The following is a 19,304-nucleotide window of genomic DNA, read 5'->3' on the forward strand; positions in this document are numbered from 1 at the left end:
ATTCAGGTGGTTTTCGTCGGTTCCTGCGCGGTATCAGTCACCGCTTCCCGACTGTCGAGAAAATGCTTCAGTACAAACACGCCGCTCACCATCAGGTAGGCGAGGACGAACATCAGTGAAGTGCCTTCGGCAATCCCCACCATCGGCGAATGGATGACCCCAAACAGCGACAGCAGCGCGCCACAGGCGGCAGCCACCGCGCCCCGCAGCGGTTTATTGATAATCGCGAAGATGGCGATACACCCCCACAGCATACTGGCGAGCGGCGCACCGCTGCCAAGATGTACCAGTCCGTCGTAATAGACGCCTTTACTGTGCAACAGATCGCTGCCCAGCTTCGCCGCCGACGTCCCTGCGGCACCCATCACGCTATTCACGATGGTCAGCGCCCAGTTCGCTATCCACGGGAACAGACAGATGAAAATGACCGGCACCTCTATTTTTGGCGTTTCGCGCACCACCTGGTTGGCGGTCACTACGCCGATAAAGACCAGAATCGGTACGATGGCAGTCATCGGAATAATGGCGAGCATAAATGCCCCCAACCCAAACAGCGGGACGAGGAACATGGTGACGCCCGACGCCAGGGTATAACCAATGCTGGCGCCCATCGCTTTCCACCCGGCATGCCCCACGTAAACGGTGACCGGGAACGGGTTCCCCATCAGACAGCCGAGCATGGAAGAGAGCCCGTTCGCCAGCATCACTTTGCGGGTGTTGTACTCATCGCCAGCGGCGTGGGCGCTTTCAATGTTTTCAAGGTCAAAAATGTAGTTCGCCAGGCCCAACGGCACCGCCGAGGCCAGGTACGGCAGCGCATGCGGCAACCCTTGCAGGAAGCTATCGACATGGACTTCCGGCGGGTTGAAACCAAAAGAAGACATCGACGCTTTAATCGCTTCCGGGCTTTGCAGACCGGAAATCCACGCCAGCGCAGTACCGGCAATCAGCAGCAAAAGACCAGTGGGAATTCGCGCAAAGATCGGTTTTTTGCCAAACCAGTTAATGAAGATCAGCAGCAAGACGATGAACGAAACCGTTGGTGCTTCAAAAGCCTGCAGCATCGGGTTCATCGCCAGCAGCAATAAACCGAGTCCGGAGAGACAGGAGAGCAGCACGGTACGCGGGATCATCTTACGGATGGTTTCGCCCAGGAAGGAACCGCCCGCCAGGATCAGCGCCTCAACAAAACACCAGACCAGGCCTATCTGAATGGCGAAGTCGGCATCCTGGGTTTGCTGGTAAACCGGCATCAGTACGAGGAAGGTCACGGTAAAGATCGACGGCGCGCTCGGTCCGGACGGCAGCGCCGTCACATCGGTACGCCCCGTCTGTTTCGCCATCTGCATGGCAAACCAGGCATAAAAGATACTCGCCACCAGCACCGCCAGACCAAAAGCAGGCGCAATGCGGCCATACACGATCTCTTTGGGGATCCCCACAACAAAGATGAGGAGTCCCATCATCGTCAGCAGGTTAGTCAGATTGTTGGTCATCAGCCCGAAGTAAGCGGCCCAGTCACCACGTTTCCACTCTAGTTTTATTCTGTTCATGGAATATCCTTCACAGGTTAAGCATCATTTGCGATCCCGACGATCGCCCGGCCCTGCAGGTGAACAACGTTGTTAGCTTTGCGACACCAGGGCTAACGGTGTTAGCCCCTGTGGTTGTTATTGGCAGTAGCGGTCACGCCAGCTCAGAATCGCCTTTTCAAAGCAGGCGAACGGCGGGTGGACAATGCCGGCGCCGATCATGCCGATCCCCGCATCTTTGTGCGCGATGGCGGTATTGATCACCGGCAAAATGCCGGTACTGCCGACGCGCGTGATGTCGATAGCCGTAGGGATCCCCATAAAGCCCAGCAATGGAATGGTGACGTTCGGGTTTTCGCCCAGCGTTATCTCTCTCATCTGACGGGAGAAATCGACGGCCTCTTCCACCGTGCCTCCCACCAGCGCCACGATGGCGGGTGCGGTTGCCATGGCAAAGCCACCGATACCGTAGGTTTCCGTGATGGCGCTATCGCCGATATCACGCCCGGAGTCCTCCGGCTTATAACCGGCGAACATCGGGCCAATCACCTGCTGCGCCGGACCGGTGAACCAGTGTCCGGGCAGACCGCTGATGCGCAGACCAAACTCCACGCCGTTACGTGCCATGGTGGTCACGACGGTGCTGTACTCAATGCCGTGAGCGGCGTCCATCGCGGCTTTACACATTGCCATCCACGTCGGGCCGGAGAAGTAGTCGCTGCTGGCGACGAACTCAAACACTTCACGCTGCTGCGCCACCGGATACCCGGTCTGAATAATCCACGGCGTCAGCGCCTGAATCAGTAGCGCGGTGCCTGCGTTGTTGCGGTTATGACATTCATCACCCATGTGCAACGCCTGCGCCAGCATCAGTCGCAGATCGATTTCACCCGCCAGTTTCATGGCATCGCGCAACATCGGTCCCAGCACATCGCGCATCCACACCAGACGGTCGATGACGCTCTGATCGTTAGCGCCCATGCGCAGGATCTTCGCCATCTGTTCGCTCATGTTGGTATACGCGCGATTGCCGTAGGTTTTGTTCTCCACGATGTGCATGAACATCGACGCGGAAGTGACCCCCGCCATCGACCCCACACAGTCGTGCTCATGGCAGGGTGAGAAGGTAATTTCACCGGAGGCGGCAAGCTCTGCGGCCTGTTCCAGATCGCTCGCCAGCCCTTCAAAAACCAGCGCCCCTGTCACGGCGCCTTTCATCGCACCACACATTTTTTCCCAGCGAATCGGCGGTCCGGCGTGAAGAATGGTTTTGCGGGTCATCCCCGGTACGACGTTGATCGCCTGGTCATAGCCAATCAGTACCGGATGGGACTGAATAATGCGTTCCAGCGCCTGCTGGTTAGCGGCGGCAATTTTCTCCGCCAGCGGGGAATCTGCAATCTGATCCAGCGCGCTGACAACCTGCATGTTGCCCTGACCCGGCGGTGTCCAGTCGAGTTGAGTGACCGGCACATGCTGTTTTTTCAGATCATCACTGAACATGGCAATGCCGACGTTAATCACGTTGAGTGGCTGGTTAAACAGTGACTGGCTCATCAGGCTTCCTCCCCTTTGCAAACAAATTCACGCGCCAGCAATCCGGTATTGGTGCTGCTGCTTGCCCAAATCACGCCAGCGTCCGTCAGCATCTGGCACTGTTTTTCCAGCGACGGCGTATCGAGATCGGTGCCGAGCACATAGCCCAATATTTCCAGCGGGCGTCCTTCTGCGGCGGCGATCGCCTTCGCCTCTTTGACAGCATCGATCATGACGCCGACCGGATCCTCGTGCGATCCGAACCCGAGAACAAAATCCATCACGATCACGCCGACCTGTGGATCGCGCGCTTCCTGTAACAGGCGGCTGATGCGATTGGTGGGGTCGATCATCGGGTGCGGTTTGCCGTTGGTAAAATCGTCATCGCCAAAATCGAGGAAGGTATGCGCCACGCTGCGGTTGAGATCGGTCAGACGGCGGCTCGGGTCCGGGTGAATATTGCTATAAACTTCGTCATGTTTTTCCATCGCGGCGAACATGGCTTCGTCGCACAGCGTGCCGCCGCAGAACAGTCCGCGAATGTATTTTTGCTGCGGCGTCAGGCGGGCGCGCACCTCTTCGATCAGCGGCCAGTTGAGCGGATGGAGATCCAGGCTCTCTTTTTTCACCCCTGCCAGCAGCACCGCTTTCAGCGCCGCCTCTTTGGTTCCGCGCGCAAACAGCAGGCCGTTTTCGTCTGCGGGTGGTTCTTCGCGACCGAGGAAACAGACCACCACCGGTTTCTGACAATTGCGCGCGCGTTCCAGCACCTTGCGGGCAACGGCAGGTGCTGGAGGTTTGGAGATCAGCGCGATAATCTCCGTTTGCGGGTCGGCTTCCAGCATGCCGATGGCGTCCAGCATCATCAGACCGCCGATCTTTTCACTCAGATCGCGACCGCCAGTGCCGATAAGCTGGGAAATTCCCCCGCCAAATTCGTGGATACGTACGCTCAGTTCCTGGCTACCGGTTCCCGATGCGCCAACAATACCGATATTGCCGCGACGCACGGCGTTGCCAAAGCACAGCGCCGTACCATTGATGATGGCTGTGCCGCAATCAGGCCCCATCATCAGCAGCCCTTTTTCGTGTGCCAGTTGCTTGAGCGCCAGTTCATCCTCAATGGAAACATTGTCGGAGAAGAGCATCACATTAAGGTTGTTTTGCAGTGCCTGCCGGGCTTCGCGCGCTGCGAATAACCCGTTGACCGAGATCACCGCCAGGTTGCTGTCTGGCACATGCGTTTTCGCGCTGGCCAGGGTAGCGTAACGCGCTTCATGTTGGCCACCCTGCTCTTTATGTGTGAATAACGCATCGATGGCGACCAGCGTTTGCTCGTTCGCCGCGTCGCTGGCGCCCTTAATCACAATCATCAGATCGCCGCTTTTTGCCTCGTTCAGTTCTGGCGTCAGCAGACCGAGGTTTTTCAGTACGCCTTTATTCATCTCTGTTGCCATCGCCACAAACGCCTGCTCCACGCCTTCCAGCTTATTGGCGCGCGTGGAGATGGACATCAGCGAGACGGAATCAAAATACGTGTTCTTTTTAACAACTATCCTGATTGACATAATTCCCTCCAGACCAGTGGCTCAAAGCGCAGGCGTCCGCCATACCGTAAAGCATGTCGCAGCCAGAACTTGAACCGATATTTTTAATGTCGGTAATAATGTGGGTAGAAAAATTATCTGACCCGGTAATAATATTTTTTACCAGTCGTGTAATACTTTCCCGATAACGTCGATGAAAAGCCTCCTCCAGCGTTATTTTGCTGAACAGCGTGGTATTTTCCCCAGCGTTTCGTAAGGCTGTTAAAAATGTTTCCTGATATTTTTCCAGCGGATGTCCGCGGATAAATAAAATAATGCTCAAACCCACTAAATAATCATCGGATGAAGGTGTTAACCCGATTCCAAGACCGATTAGGCGGGTAATCGCATCCGTCATATTATGTTGTTGCTGCAGCGCAGAAAGTAAACATTGGCGGCGCTGCTGCAGTTCTCTGGCTAATTCGCGATAAAAGGGATTATCGCCGGTATACAAAAACAGAGTGTCGTCACATCCGAGATGCTGATACAGCGTCCCGGCCCAGCGTCGCCAGGGAATGGCGGTAAAACAGTCTGCGCTCATTGATATTTCAGGCATCAACCAACGCGTGCAGGCAACGGTTTCAATCCATTTATCATCGCCTATTGCTATCCCTGACGCCGTAAATCTGACCTGCTCACCAGGGCGGAACAGGTGATTGCAATGCGTCAGCGCCAGACGGCAGCTGTTGGGTGCGTTGTCACAACGTTCACTGAGGAGTGTCAGTAATCGCTGCTGTCCGGGGATGAACAGGTTTACCGCCCGGGAAAAAACCTGTTCAACCCGTCCCTCCACTCGCTGTGCGAGAAACGCGCTATCTGCCGTTAACGCCCTGACGCATTGCCGTAATGGCGATGCGATAATGGTGTTCCTCCGTCAGGCGCCTGCGGCAATCAACAGTTTGGCAATCTCGTGATACCCCTTCTCCTGCGCCAGTTCCAGCGGGGTTTTACCGTATTTGTCCGTCATGTGTGGGTTTGCGCCGTGATCGAGCAGTAGCTTGACGATCTCCTGCTGTTTTGCGCCGCCATCGTTGAGCACAATGGCCTCCAGCAGCGGCGTCCAGCCAACAAAATTGGTGTGGTTGACGTTAATATTCGTGCGTGTAAGCAGTTCACGGACAATCTCGACGTGACCTTTTTCGCTGGCTGGCGTAATTCCCACACCGCCAAAACGGCTCAGACGGTCGAGATCAGGGTTGGCAGGTAATACCGTACGCAGCAGGGTTAAATCGTTGGTCAGGCAGCTGATGAGGAAAGGGTTAAAACAGGTTTGATCCTGCTTATTAATATCCGCACCCGCCGCAATCAATAAAGACACACACTCGTAGTGTTTATTCAGACTGGCAATAATAATCGCAGTTCGTCCCTGACGATTAGTGGCGTTAATATCCACATTATTTTCCAGACAGGATTTTAATCCTTCAGCATTGCCCTGCTCTGCTGCTAGCAGAAATTCTGTGATGAGTTCGTTCTCAGACATATTCCCTCTCCTGCAGTTTTTAGACTTCTTGCAATTCCGATAGCCTGAGAATAGCAACAGAGTGATGAGAAAAACATCCGCTTAAATTTCATTCATCGTAAGCGCGTCGATTATTGAAATAAATTTCACAATAAAGACAAAATGTGCGGCAGAGCAATCTTTCTCTTATGGTTAGCCTCCTTTCTATCCCGGGTTGTAATGCGCGCCCCCCTCTCTCCAGGCAGCACAGCGTGTGGCCTGTCACTAAAGCTCAGAAGTGTGATTCTCTTCAAATCAAATGTAACTTTAGTGTTAAATTTCGTTCAAAACTGATTGCCTGCCATAAGGATTACAAATACATTCAACAATCGCTGCATGACAGACGACAAACGCAGGGCATGGGGGAGAAAGATGAATTCAATTTTTACCGAGGAGAATCTGTTGGCCTTCACGATGGCTGCCCGCTATGGCAGTTTTAGTAAGGCGGCAGAGGAGCTTGGCGTAACCACCTCAGCCATTAGTTACACCATCAAGCGGATGGAAATGGGACTTGATGTTGTTCTGTTTACCCGCAACACGCGCAGCATTGAGTTAACCGAGTCCGGCCGCTATTTCTTTCGCAAAGCGACCGATCTGCTGAACGACTTCCACGCCATCAAGCGCAGTATTGACACGATTGCCCAGGGCATCGAAGCGCGAGTGCGCATTTGCATCAACCAGTTGCTCTATACCCCAAAACATACCGCCCGACTGTTGCAGGTGCTGAAAAAGCAGTTTCCAACCTGCCAGATAACGGTGACGACAGAGGTGTACAACGGCGTCTGGGATTCCATTATCAATAACCAGGCCAACATCGCGATTGGCGCACCGGACACGCTGCTCGACGGCGGCGGTATCGACTACACCGAAATCGGCGCCATCCGTTGGGCATTTGCAATCGCCCCGGATCATCCGCTGGCCTTTATGCCGGAGCCCATTTCCGAGAGCCAACTGCGCTTGTACCCAAACATCATGGTCGAAGATACGGCGCACACGATTAATAAAAAAGTGGGCTGGCTGCTGCATGGTCAGGAGTCGATTCTGGTGCCCGATTTCAACACCAAGTGCCAATGTCAGATTCTGGGGGAAGGGATTGGCTTTTTGCCAGACTACATGGTGCGGGAAGCGATGGAAAAATCGCTGCTGGTGACCCGTCAGATCCACAACCCTCGTCAGGACTCACGTATGTTGCTGGCGACTCAGCATTCGGCTACAGGCCGTGTGACCCAGTGGATTAAAAAAGAGTTTGGCCCACACGGTGTACTGACGGGAATTTATCAGGATCTGCTGCACCGGGAGTGATATGCCGGACGGGGGCTATGCCTTATCCGGCCTACGGTTTGCCGGATAAGCGAAGCGCCATCCGGCGGGAAACCGTACTCAGGCGCGGATATCGTCATATTCACGAGTGTTATCAAACTCGTGTTTCGCAAACGGGCAGAGCGGAATGACCTTGCGGTTTTCCTGGCGCATTTTTTCCACCACTTTCGCCACCAGTTTTTTACCTACCCCCTGTCCTTTCAGACTGGGATCGACATCGGTATGCTCAATGATGCTCAAATGCTCCCCTGTGGGTACAAATACAATCTCCGCAACCTGATTGCCTTCAGCATCGTTAACATAAAATTTGTTATGACCTTCGAGTATTTCCATTCGTCCCTCGCTTATTTCTGCCGATACTTCAGCGCGCCGCTCGGGCACGTATCAATCACTCTGACCACCGTAGCGACATCCACTTCATCCGGGATAATCCACGGTTTGCGTTTCAGGTTAAAAAGCTTCGCGCTCCCGCGCACGCAGTTCCCCGAGTGCTGGCAAATCCCCGTATTGAAGTAGACATCTATTTTCTCACCGGTATAAGCCCGGTACCCCGCTTCCAGTAATTCTTTATCCATGACATTGCCTCTGTTGTTTTTAGGGTGTCGAGACAAAGCATAGTCCTGTGCGCGTCTGGTGACTACGACACATTCACCAAAATGATATTATCAAACTTGAGAACATCCTCCGGGGCTCACGCTATTTTTGATTTTCATTCGACTTTTCCGCAGCGTTTTAATCTGCTGTTGGCCCTAACTAACTCTGGTGCGACAGAAGCAACGGCTATAAAATAGAAGGTACGATTAACATTTCTCGCGTGGTTTCTTTAAGTGCAGACTTCTATTCCGCTTCGTTTATTAGAAGTGAATTCTTCGCTGATCTGGCACTGGCCATATTTGCAGAGTGCCATTGCGGTGATGGTTCGGGACCAATTTAATGGTCTTGTCATTAATCAGCAGAATTTATTATCTTTATTAGTCTCACCCTCCATTTATTGTCAGCTTGGCCGTGAGAATCTGCTACGCGAGCGTCAGGAACATTTATTATATCTGCAACGTTTATGCCGTTATTGCCGGGCATCAGGCATTAGCGTTTGGTTACAAGGTGAAGCCCTACCCCGTGATGGAAAAATACAAGAAAAATATCCCGAATATGCGTTGATTGAAAATAGTAGTGCAGATGAAGTTTTCTGGAAAAACTTTTATCAGCAGGATCTCTTTGAAGCCTTACAACAATTATCCGGTATTGATGGCATAATTGTGAATCTTCCCCGACATCAACCCTACAAAGCCAGTTGGGTCACGACAATCCCTTACCTTTATCAAACCCTGCGAAGCCTCGGAAAGAAAATGGTCCTGCGTGACTATATGGAGGATGAGGCGGCATCATGGCAATTAGTGAATGCGCTACAGGTATTACCGCCGGATGTGCGGGTATCAATTAAGGCCGTGGCTCATGGTTATCGCCCCGGTTTTGTGAATAATCCTTTATTGACTCAACTGGAAGGGCGAATCAAGTGGATTGAGTTTGATATGTGGGGTCTGGAGTACGGCTGGACACTGCTGCCTTGCTACTTATTAGAAGAAATTCAGGGTCGATTGAGCTGGGTCGAAAGCATGGCTGGCGAGCACCTTGAAGCAATTACGGGCAGGCTCAGTTGGGAGTGGATCTCTAACAGCTCCCTGATCAACTCGGTAAATTCGGTGAATTTACATGGTTTAGCCATGTTTGGCCGTGAAATATTTATGTCTGAAAAACAGGCATTTCACTGCTGGCTCACGGATATGCTTGAGCATAAAGTAGGAACGGCTGAATTAAACACCTTTCATCAATTGTATACCTGTAGCTACGAATGGATGAGAAAAACGCCCTATATTTTGGGGCATGTTTTACACCACTACAGCCAGGTACCTGAAAGCTATGCCCAGGCTGTAAAACAGCTTCAGTTACATTTACGCCATTCTGACGATTATACTATGTCGGTATTATTCCCGATGGGCGATCCCGACACCGGGCGCGAACAATATCAGCAATTATTATTAGAGAAACAACGGGCGATCTTTTTGGCACAAGATTCTCGTAATCGGTTACATCAAATAATACATTCGATTGCGATGTCGGAAGAGAAAAGAGATCTGTTTAAACGTGTCTGGGAACGCGTCCCCTACTACACCGAAATGTTTAATGACGTCGCTCGAAGCGTCGCAATGAAAATGATGTTAGACCGCTACGGAAATCAAAGTGGCATCTCTTTGTTTGAGTTAACCAAAGAGATTAATCAACTGCGCCTGTTAGCACATCGACTTTCCGAATGGCTCGATAAAGAAGAACAACAGCAGCCCCATTATCTGGCTATGTTATTTGATCCTGCCAGGCTGCTGAGCCTGGCAGAAAGTCTGACAGCAGATTAATCCGCTAATGATCCGGCATTTTTGAGCTGCTGATAAAAATCACGCAGCACATAAAATGCCTTTTTGCGTGTTATTTTGTCAGCGGTAATAAGCCCCTTACAGTTGAATCCTTTCTGGTAAGGATTCTGCCGTCTTTCTGTACGGTAGTCATACAATAGCCAAGGGGTAAAACCACGGACATAATTAAGTTTTGGCAAATACTCGGTCTGCTTGCGATAAACATCCGCCATATAGTTTTCCGAGAACGGCCCTGACTGGGGAGCATGATCGCCGATCACACCTTCGGCCCCTGTTTCGGTGATCACCACCGGTTTTGTGGGCGACGAGTTTTCTCCCAGTACAATCAGATCATCAAAATTCTCTTCATACCAACCGTAATATTCGTTCAGTCCGATGATATCGAGATAATCGGCCAGACGATCTTCAATTTTCATTTTGGCATGGTTGACCAGGCAAGCGGCAGAAATCAAACGGCTGGGATCGGCCTGGCGGGCGGCATCTACCAGCGAAGTCATAAAATTCAGTCGCTCATCGGTATCGGCATTTTCATTACCGACGGACCAGATAATTACGCTGGCACGATTTCGGTCACGATAAATAAGCTCCATCAACTGATTATGCGCATCGCGTTGGGTTGCTGGATTCTTAAAATCGATCGCCCAGTAGTTTGGAATTTCCTCCCAGAGCAACAAGCCCACTTCATCCGCAATACGCGCGGCCAGCTCATGGTGAGGATAATGCGCCAGTCGCAGGTAGTTGCAGTTAAGCTCTTTGGCATCCTGAAAACGGCGGCGGATATCCGCTTCGTTGGTCATTTTCCCTAACAGGACATCATCTTCATGGCAATTTACACCCCGAAGATAGAGCGACTTACCATTCAGACGAATATCCGTTCCCACGACCTCGATCTGCCTGAAACCCACGCGGTCGCTGACACAGTCACGTCCCAGCGTCGCCATGACCCGATACAATTTAGGATGCTCAGGAGACCAGAGTTGCGGCTCAGCAGACAATGTCGCTTCAGCAACCCCGTCAATCACCGGCAGAGTCACGGAGATACCCAGTTCAGCAAGGGTGAAATTGACCTCTGTCGCGTCACCTTCAACCGCTATTCTCACGGCAATTTGATTATAGTTCCCATCGGGGACTAAATAGACAAACAGATCCTGAATATAGGTTTGCGGCGTTCGAATAATATCGATTTCACGATATATTCCGCCGTAGTTAAACCAGTCGTTATTTCTCAGAGGAAGCCTGTCGGTGGTGCGATTATTATTCACACACAGCATCAGCACATTATTGCCGGGTTGTAATAGCGGCGTTAACTCAGCACAAAATGGAGTGGAACCACCATAATGATTGCCAATGAACTGATGGTTGAGGAAAACTTTGCAATCGTAGTTAGCGGCGCCAACGCGTAAAAAAATACGTTCATCAGCGTCCTGCACGATATAGTCGATTTCGCGGGTGTACCACGCACTCCCCTCAAAATAGAACCATTTTTCGTTCATCATCTGCCAGCATCCCGGCACCGGAACGGTATCACCGGCAAAAGGATCGTAATCATAAGGGTCCCGGCGCGTTTCAGCATCGCGTTTATCCAGGAGATGCCATTTTTGCCGTAGCCCGGTGTCGTGAAGATCCAGCGTAAATCGCCACTCCCCGCTCAGGCTTTCGCACTGGCGACCGCCAGTGAACAACAGATTGGTATGGTTAAGATTCTGCGTGTTGTATGGCTGGTCATATTGCTCGTTGTGCAGGCATTCAACGGCATTTTCTGCCAGGTCAGATTTTTCCAGCATGAGATATCCTTCATAAAAGAGGTGTTGCTGAAGAATAACGGCTCAAAAACCGGGCTTGATGGCGATCCTTGGGATCACAAGACTGAGAGAGAGGAAAAAACAAGTAAATGTGACAACCGTCTAAAATGTAGAGCATCTCAGTGTGATCAGTGTCTCATAATAAATTTTATCGTAGTGACCTGCATCACATTAACAACCTTGGGTAGCGATATTACTCACATAAAATTATAGCTGAACTTCAGGGATCTCAATTCTCTTTCTAACCCGTCACGGACTCAGACCAGGTCACTTACACTGGCTGAACGTAATTTTTGCTGGGTCTGTTTGGATAAGTTCTCATATCGTGACGGAGGAAATACGATGGGGCAGTTGCAAAGTGGTGTCAGTAATCAAGCAGTAAAGATGAGTTCTACAACCAGTCGATATCGATGGACAATTTGCGCGTTACTCTTTTTTTCAGTCACTATAAATAATCTTGACAGATCTATTTTAGGGTTACTCGCGCCAATGCTACAAAAAGATATTGGCTGGAACGAGATTGAATACGGCAATATTGTGACGGCATTTCAGGCCGCCTATGCGTTAGGTTTATTTCTGTGCGGACGTATCGTTGATGTTTATGGTGCCCGCCTGGTTTTACCTATCGCTCTGGCGCTCTGGAGTGTGGCAGCGATGGCTCATGGTATGGTCGGCACAGTGATTGGTTTCATTTACGCCCGTATATTCCTTGGGTTAGGGGAAAGCGCCAACTTTCCTTCCGCAGTAAAGGTTGCCGCTGAATGGTTCCCGAAACGAGAACGCGCATTTGCAACCGGTATTTTTAATGCCGGCTCCAATGTCGGTAATATTTTTGCACCCATCATTATTCCCTGGATTGCCTTACAATGGGGATGGCGTGAAGCATTCGTCGCAACCGGTGCTGTCGGGTTTATCTGGATTGTTTTCTGGTTATTTTTATACGGAAAACCGGAGAAGGTAAAAAAAGTAAACGAAGAAGAGTTAGCCTGGATTAATCAGGATGATGACGCGGGCAGTGCCGAACTGTCACAGCAAAAAATCAGCTGGTTGGGGCTGCTGAAATATAAGCAAACCTGGGCATTTGCTATTTGTAAGTTTCTGACAGACCCGATCTTCTGGTTCTTCCTGTTCTGGTTACCGAAATGGCTGCATGACGCCCGCGGTATTGATATGGCTCATATGGCGATGCCACTGGTTCTAATCAATATTCTGGCAACCATGGGCGGTCTTGCTGGCGGATATCTCCCGGCATGGATGGTGAACCGCGGTATGGCTGTCAATAAGGCACGTAAATTAACGTTATTGCTATGTGCCACCTGCGTACTGCCTATTTTATTGGTTTCGAATGTTTCTAATCTTTGGGTCGCGGTTTCGTTGATTGGACTTGCTGTTGCAGCGCATCAGGGTTGGTCAGTCAATCTTTATACCAGCGTATCGGATATGTTCCCTAAACAGGCTGTGGGTGCCGTTGTCGGTATTGGCTGCTTAATTGGTTCTCTCGGTTCAATTATCTTTACACAGGCAACAGGCCATATCCTGCAAGCGACAGGCAACTATTGGTCTATTTTCCTGATGGGCGGATTTGCCTATCTGCTGGGTTTCCTGATTATGCATTTTTTAATTCCAACAATGGCTGCGGCTAAATTTAAATAAAATTAATCGTATAGGAACTGAATATGTCATTTACCGATAGCCTGTTACAGGAACGAATTCTTGCAGCCAAAGAGAAAAGTCTCCTCTGGCTTAACAGCATGCAACTCCCTAACGGAACGCCTGGTGTATTACGCGTCAGCGAACTTCATCAGCCAGAACAGTGGCCGCAGATGCTGTTGCCAGGCACCTACGATGGGACAATGGCTCGCGTTTTATTAGGCGATGAGATATCTGAGAAAAAAGCGCTGGCGGACTGGGTATTAGGCCATCAGCAAGAGGAAGGTTTTTTCCAGTTACCGGGGTTGTGCTGGAGCGAAACCTGGAAAGGGCCGGATGCCAATATCACTCGTCAGTACATGCGCTTTCATACGACAAACTACTGTATGGGTACGCTGGATGTTCTGGATCAACTGGATCGCCTCGAACTGCCGTTTTTGAAACCGTACCTCGACCCACAATATTTTTGGGCATGGTTAGGCCAACGCGATATGCGCGATCCCTGGCTGGAAGGGAACAATATCGTCAATATGGGCAGTTTTCTGTTACTCGAACAGCAAAGAGATCCAAACGGCCCTGCGGCTCAGCGTTTGCAGGATATGATCTTCTGGCATAATCAGCAAAGCGAGCCCTATTCTGGTTTCTGGGGACCGGGCCAGCAGTACAGTCAGGAGGCATTATTATTTGCTCTCTGCGGTGCGACGCATAATTTGCATGTCTTTTATGCGCTCGATGAAAATATTCCCTATTTCAACCAGTCAATGAGCCGTTGTCTGGAGCAACCCCTGGCTGTTCGCAGCAGCTGCATTGATGTCGATATTATCGATATTCTGGCGCACGGCCATGCCCGTTGCCCACAGCGCAAAGACGAAATTGAGCACTGGTTACGCAGTATGTTGGTGAAATTGCTCGACTTCCAGAATGCAGACGGTGGGTTCCCGGACACCTTGCTCGGCGAACGAGGTTATGACGGTTGGGTGAAGGGATATAAAGAACCTCAGGGACACAGTAATACCTTCGCCACCTGGTTCCGCTGGATAGCGATTGCGATGATCGCCGATGTATTATGGCCACAATGGCAAAACTGGCGTTTTCGTAAAACCATCGGTATTGGTTATTTTAAGCCAACAGTCGGAAAATAAACCGTTTATATGCACGTTGTTATATTTTCACGGCAACAGACTATTAGCAGACAGTGGCGATATTGAATAAACCATAATGCAAGGCAGGATAATATCCTGAGGCTATCTTATACATATTGGTATAAGTTACGGCCGATCCCTGCACGATGTACAATGACGTTCTGTTATTGTTCTATAAAAAGACAGGTATATAATGACCTGTCTTTTTTCTATTCCCTTTTCATCGTGTAACCTTACTTTTCTTATGTTGTCGAATCGCAAAAGCACTTTCACCACGGAGGTCTGACATGAGTAATGTGAGTGATTTCAATGCATGTATGACCATTTTCTGGCAACAGCACGAACCAGAACTCTTACGTTTTTTGGTATCCAAAACAGGGGATGAGGAGAAAGCCGCTGACCTTCTGCAAGAGCTTTTTCTCCGTGCCCGCGCTCATTCCGATCATTTTTGTGAGATGGAGAATCCGCGTGCATGGTTGTATCGTGCAGCGAGAAATCTGCTCATCGACGAATACCGCAGCGCCAGAGAGTTTGTCGAACTGGAAGAAGATACCCTGCTGTCTGACATATCTCCTGATGCCATTTCAACGCTGAATGTTTGTCTGCCTGAAACCCTGCAGGCGTTGCCAGAAGATGAGCGATGGCTGATTGAAGAATCCGACCTTAACCGGCGTCCCCAACAGGCGCTAGCCGATGAGTTGGGAATCTCGCTGACTGCGTTTAAATCCCGCTTGCTGCGGGCGAGAAAGCACCTGAAAGAAGCGATGACGGAGCTTTGCCAGATTGAGGCGGATGACACATCTCCCGTCTGCTGCCACAAAAAAATGACGTAACCGCGCATCTTTTTCCCGCCACCATCGTTTACCTCAGTGTAAAGGCAAATGACTAACACTGAGGTAAGTAACACATGTCAAAAATCGAGATCTTTGAAGCGGCTGGCTGCTGTGCCACCCGCAGCGTCGTGGTTAGCGACGAGGCGGTTAAATGGAACGCCAGCGTAGAATGGGCGAAGAAAAATGGCGTTGATATTCAGCGCTACAGCCTTGCGAAGAACCCACAACCGTTCCTGAATACACCCATTATCAACGAATTTCTGAACACATCAGGGATGGCGTCCCTGCCGGCCACCTTGCTCGACGGCAAACTGGTGATGACCGGTAAACTTCCCACTCGGGATGATATCGCCCGTTGGGCGGGTATTCCGCTTACTCAGGACTGGAGTGAAGACAGTGCGCAACCGCGCTGCTGCAGCATTCCACGTATGCCTTAATTCCAGAGGAGCTAGCACTGATGAATATGCCATTTTTAAAAGCAATCCCCCCGTTCATTTTCTTCACCGGTAAAGGTGGTGTCGGTAAAACATCTCTGGCCTGCGCCACTGCGGTATGGCTGGCCGATCAGGGTAAGAAAACACTGTTGGTCAGTACCGATCCGGCGTCTAATGTCGGTCAGGTATTTAGCCAAACCATCGGTCACCGGATAACGGACATGACTGCCGTAGACAATCTTTCCGCGATGGAAGTTGACCCGATGGCTGCCGCGCAAGCCTATCGCGATAGAGTGCTTGATCCGGTTCGTGACATGATGCCAGCCGACGTGGTGCGCAGTATTGAGGAACAGCTTTCGGGTTCCTGTACGACGGAAATCGCGGCATTCGATGAGTTTACCGGCCTGTTGACCAACCCTGAGTTGCGGGAGATGTATGACCATATCGTCTTTGATACCGCGCCAACCGGGCATACGATCCGCATGCTTGAGCTGCCGGGAGCGTGGAGCGGCTATCTGGAAGCAAATCCCGATGCCGCAGCTAATCTTGGACCACTGGTCGGACTGGAGAAACAGCAGCACCAATACGCAGATGCGGTTAAAGCATTATCTGACGCCACGCTTACGCGCCTGGTACTGGTCGCCCGCGCCCAGGCTTCAACGCTAAAAGAGGTTTCACATACCCACGATGAACTCTTCGCAATAGGGCTGCAGCATCAACATCTTGCCATCAATGGCGTGCTGCCCCCGTTCGCGGGTAAAAACGATCGACTGGCGCAAAGTATCCTGGCGCGGGAAGAGAAAGCGCTACGGGCAATGCCGGAGAATCTGGCGAATCTCCCCCGCTCGCAGCTGTATCTGAAGCCCTTTAATCTGGTTGGTCTGGATGCGCTGCGGGCGTTATTTACTGACAGCAACGCATCATCAGAGACGCCCATCACTGCTCTGAACACCCTCAATTTGCCAAAACTTGCTTCGCTGGTCGATGAACTGAGCCAGGCAGGAAAAGGTCTGGTCATGACGATGGGTAAAGGCGGCGTAGGTAAAACAACCGTCGCGGCATCGGTGGCGGTATCGCTGGCTAAGCGCGGCCACAAAGTCCACCTGACGACGTCCGATCCGGCAGCACATCTTTCTTATACGCTGGATGGCTCGCTGCCTAATCTTCAGGTTAGCCGTATCGACCCGAAGGCAGAGACAGAGCGTTATCGCCGCTTTGTATTGGAAAATCAGGGCAAAGGATTAGACGCTGAAGGACTGGCGGTGCTGGAGGAAGATCTCCGTTCACCATGCACCGAAGAGATCGCCGTTTTCCAGGCCTTCTCACGGGTCATTAAAGAAGCCGATAACCAGTTTGTCATTATGGATACCGCACCGACAGGCCACACGCTACTGCTACTGGATGCGACAGGGGCGTATCACCGTGAAATGGTGCGCCAGATGGGGAAAACACATGACCATGTGATTACGCCAATGATGCAGTTGCAGGACCCGGACAAAACAAAAGTGATTATCGTGACGCTGGCTGAAACCACGCCCGTGCTGGAAGCGGCGAATCTGCAGAACGATTTGCGTCGGGCCGGGATCGCGCCGTGGGCATGGGTTGTGAATAATAGTCTTGCCGCTGCGATACCGTCCTCCCCCTTCCTGATGACCAGGGCGAGTAGTGAGCTACCGCTGATCTCTGATGTAGAAGAACAGTATGCGACGCGTATTGCGTTAACGCCTTTGCAAAGCGAGGAGCCGGTTGGAATAGATCTGCTGGAGAAAATGGCGAAGTAATGAATAAGGGGGCAAACGCCCCCTTAATCTTTATTTCAGTCGTTTACCAGCAACATCTACGACTTGCTCACCGTCTTCCTTGGCGAAAGCCCCTTTCTGCGCATCCGGCAGGATATCCAGAACCACTTCGGAAGGACGACACAGTCGCGTTCCCAGCGATGTCACCACAATCGGACGGTTAATCAGAATGGGATGTTGCAACATAAAGTCGATGAGCTGATCGTCAGTAAAGCGGTCTTCGGCAAGCGCTAACGTTTCATACGGTTCCACGTTTTTACGCAGCAGCGCCCGTACCGTGATCCCCATATCGGCAATGAGTTTGACCAGCTCATCGCGTGAAGGTGGGTTCTCAAGATAATGAATAACCGTCGGCTCGATACCGCTGTTACGGATCATCTCCAGCGTGTTGCGCGAGGTGCCACAGGCCGGGTTGTGATAGATGGTAATGTTGCTCATATCAGTATCTCATTACAAAGTGACAGAGAGACGTAGCGCCAGCGCAGCCAGCGTTACAAACAGCACAGGCAGGGTCATGATAATCCCGGTGCGGAAGTAGTATCCCCACGTGATTGTCATATTCTTCTGTGAAAGTACATGCAGCCAGAGCAGTGTTGCCAGGCTACCAATAGGGGTGATTTTCGGCCCCAGATCGCAGCCAATGACGTTGGCATAAATCATCGCGTCTTTGATAACGCCGGACGCGGTGCTGCCATCAATCGACAATGCGCCAACCAATACGGTCGGCATATTGTTCATAATAGAAGAGAGGAATGCGGTCAGGAATCCTGTCCCCAGCGTGGCGGCCCACAGTCCTTTATCTGCCAGTACGTTCAGCACGTCAGAGAGATAATCCGTCAGCCCAGCGTTACGCAGACCGTAGACCACCAGATACATCCCCAGTGAGAAGACAACGATCTGCCAGGGCGCGCCGCGCAGCACTTTACCGGTGTTAATACCGTGACCTTTTTTGGCCACCGCAAACAGGATTACCGCCCCCACCGCCGCAATCGCACTCACAGGAATCCCCATCGGCTCAAGGACAAAAAAACCGACCAGCAGAAGGAGAAGTACAATCCAGCCGGTTCTGAACGTCGCCGGATCTTTGATGGCTTTTGCAGGTTCTTTCAGTCGCGCCAGATCGTAATTGGGCGGGATATCTTTGCGGAAAAACAGATGCAGCATCACCAGCGTGGCAGTAATGGCGGCAATATCCACCGGCACCATGACTGACGCATATTCCGCGAATCCCAGTTGGAAGAAATCAGCCGAAACGATATTGACCAGGTTTGACACGATAAGCGGCAGACTGGCGGTATCGGCAATAAACCCTGCCGCCATCACGAACGCCAGCGTGGTGCTTTTACTGAACCCCAGCGCCAGCAGCATAGCAATAACGATCGGCGTCAGAATCAGCGCCGCGCCGTCATTGGCGAACAATGCCGCCACCGCCGCGCCGAGCAGAACAATATACGTAAACAGCAGACGCCCACGCCCATTTCCCCAGCGGGAAACGTGCAGTGCGGCCCATTCAAAAAAGCCGGACTCATCCAGCAAAAGGCTGATGATAATGACGGCGATAAAAGTTGCCGTGGCGTTCCAGACGATATTCCACACCACCGGAATATCAGCAATGTGTATCACACCCGATGCCAGAGCCAGTACGGCACCCAGCGTGGCGCTCCAGCCAATGCCTAATCCCTTTGGCTGCCAAATAACCAACACGATGGTCAGGATGAAAATGGCTCCTGCCAGTAACATAAAACC

At 51.3% G+C, this 19,304-nt stretch carries 17 protein-coding genes; 7 read left to right on the top strand and 10 right to left on the bottom strand.

Annotation, left to right across the window (positions count from 1 at the left end; all coding sequences use genetic code 11):
- Positions 1-2: 2 nt before the first annotated feature.
- The 5 genes from AC07NP_RS18420 to AC07NP_RS18440 form a co-directional block, all read right to left on the bottom strand.
- Complete coding sequence (locus tag AC07NP_RS18420) at positions 3-1,553, bottom strand: xanthine permease (protein WP_494661339.1); 1,551 nt, start codon at positions 1,551-1,553, stop codon at positions 3-5.
- A 117-nt stretch (positions 1,554-1,670) separates the two neighbouring features.
- Complete coding sequence (locus AC07NP_RS18425; RefSeq protein WP_276294025.1) at positions 1,671-3,089, bottom strand: YlbE family protein; 1,419 nt, start codon at positions 3,087-3,089, stop codon at positions 1,671-1,673.
- Positions 3,089-4,636, bottom strand: a complete 1,548-nt coding sequence (gene fdrA, locus AC07NP_RS18430; RefSeq protein ID WP_494661340.1) for an acyl-CoA synthetase FdrA — start codon at positions 4,634-4,636, stop codon at positions 3,089-3,091. Before fdrA ends, AC07NP_RS18425 begins: the two co-directional genes overlap by 1 nt.
- A complete protein-coding gene (locus AC07NP_RS18435) occupies positions 4,614-5,447 on the bottom strand; it encodes an oxamate carbamoyltransferase subunit AllH family protein (protein ID WP_494661341.1) in 834 nt (277 codons plus the stop codon). The genes fdrA and AC07NP_RS18435 overlap by 23 nt, the downstream gene beginning before the upstream one ends.
- An 81-nt stretch (positions 5,448-5,528) precedes the next feature.
- On the bottom strand, positions 5,529-6,134 hold the full coding sequence (locus AC07NP_RS18440) for an ankyrin repeat domain-containing protein (RefSeq protein ID WP_203360112.1): 606 nt from the start codon (positions 6,132-6,134) through the stop codon (positions 5,529-5,531).
- A gap of 390 nt (positions 6,135-6,524) precedes the next feature.
- Here AC07NP_RS18440 and AC07NP_RS18445 point away from each other — a divergent pair, with 390 nt between their 5' ends.
- The gene (locus AC07NP_RS18445; RefSeq protein ID WP_203360111.1) at positions 6,525-7,454 is read left to right on the top strand and encodes a LysR substrate-binding domain-containing protein; all 930 of its coding nucleotides are present in this window, start codon (positions 6,525-6,527) and stop codon (positions 7,452-7,454) included.
- Between the two features lie 78 nt (positions 7,455-7,532).
- Here the strand turns inward: AC07NP_RS18445 and AC07NP_RS18450 are convergent, their stop codons facing one another.
- Both AC07NP_RS18450 and yjdI read right to left on the bottom strand, forming a co-directional pair.
- Positions 7,533-7,805, bottom strand: a complete 273-nt coding sequence (locus AC07NP_RS18450; RefSeq protein ID WP_203360110.1) for a GNAT family N-acetyltransferase — start codon at positions 7,803-7,805, stop codon at positions 7,533-7,535.
- Positions 7,806-7,816: 11 nt separating this feature from the next.
- On the bottom strand, positions 7,817-8,047 hold the full coding sequence (gene yjdI / locus AC07NP_RS18455; protein ID WP_203360109.1) for a 4Fe-4S mono-cluster protein YjdI: 231 nt from the start codon (positions 8,045-8,047) through the stop codon (positions 7,817-7,819).
- Between the two features lie 252 nt (positions 8,048-8,299).
- On the opposite strand from yjdI, the gene AC07NP_RS18460 reads away from it, so the two are divergent.
- Positions 8,300-9,880, top strand: coding sequence for a hypothetical protein (locus AC07NP_RS18460; protein ID WP_494661342.1), 1,581 nt, complete (start codon positions 8,300-8,302; stop codon positions 9,878-9,880).
- Here the strand turns inward: AC07NP_RS18460 and AC07NP_RS18465 are convergent.
- Entirely contained in the window at positions 9,877-11,682 is a 1,806-nt protein-coding gene (locus AC07NP_RS18465) for a glycoside hydrolase family 2 protein (RefSeq protein WP_494661343.1), read from the bottom strand. The genes AC07NP_RS18460 and AC07NP_RS18465 overlap by 4 nt on opposite strands.
- Positions 11,683-12,042: 360 nt before the next feature.
- Between AC07NP_RS18465 and AC07NP_RS18470 the strand changes: the two genes are divergently transcribed.
- The 5 genes from AC07NP_RS18470 to arsA all read left to right on the top strand — a co-directional run bounded on the left by AC07NP_RS18470 (position 12,043) and on the right by arsA (position 17,540).
- Positions 12,043-13,353, top strand: coding sequence for an MFS transporter (locus tag AC07NP_RS18470; RefSeq protein WP_494661344.1), 1,311 nt, complete (start codon positions 12,043-12,045; stop codon positions 13,351-13,353).
- 23 nt (positions 13,354-13,376) lie between these two features.
- Positions 13,377-14,492, top strand: coding sequence for a hypothetical protein (locus AC07NP_RS18475; RefSeq protein ID WP_494661345.1), 1,116 nt, complete (start codon positions 13,377-13,379; stop codon positions 14,490-14,492).
- Positions 14,493-14,779: 287 nt separating this feature from the next.
- Positions 14,780-15,325: a sigma-70 family RNA polymerase sigma factor gene (locus AC07NP_RS18480; protein WP_494661346.1), complete on the top strand. Its 546-nt coding sequence runs from the start codon at positions 14,780-14,782 to the stop codon at positions 15,323-15,325.
- Between the two features lie 74 nt (positions 15,326-15,399).
- Positions 15,400-15,762, top strand: coding sequence for an arsenic metallochaperone ArsD family protein (locus tag AC07NP_RS18485; protein WP_203360104.1), 363 nt, complete (start codon positions 15,400-15,402; stop codon positions 15,760-15,762).
- A 20-nt stretch (positions 15,763-15,782) separates the two neighbouring features.
- The gene (gene arsA, locus AC07NP_RS18490; RefSeq protein ID WP_304521082.1) at positions 15,783-17,540 is read left to right on the top strand and encodes an arsenical pump-driving ATPase; all 1,758 of its coding nucleotides are present in this window, start codon (positions 15,783-15,785) and stop codon (positions 17,538-17,540) included.
- 30 nt (positions 17,541-17,570) lie between these two features.
- Here the strand turns inward: arsA and arsC are convergent, their stop codons facing one another.
- Both arsC and arsB read right to left on the bottom strand, forming a co-directional pair.
- Positions 17,571-17,996, bottom strand: coding sequence for a glutaredoxin-dependent arsenate reductase (gene arsC / locus AC07NP_RS18495; RefSeq protein WP_203360103.1), 426 nt, complete (start codon positions 17,994-17,996; stop codon positions 17,571-17,573).
- A 12-nt stretch (positions 17,997-18,008) separates the two neighbouring features.
- A complete protein-coding gene (gene arsB, locus AC07NP_RS18500; RefSeq protein WP_494661347.1) occupies positions 18,009-19,298 on the bottom strand; it encodes an arsenite efflux transporter membrane subunit ArsB in 1,290 nt (429 codons plus the stop codon).
- Positions 19,299-19,304 lie beyond the last annotated feature (6 nt).

The sequence above is a fragment of the Citrobacter sp. GW821-FHT07H02 genome, assembly GCF_059418505.1.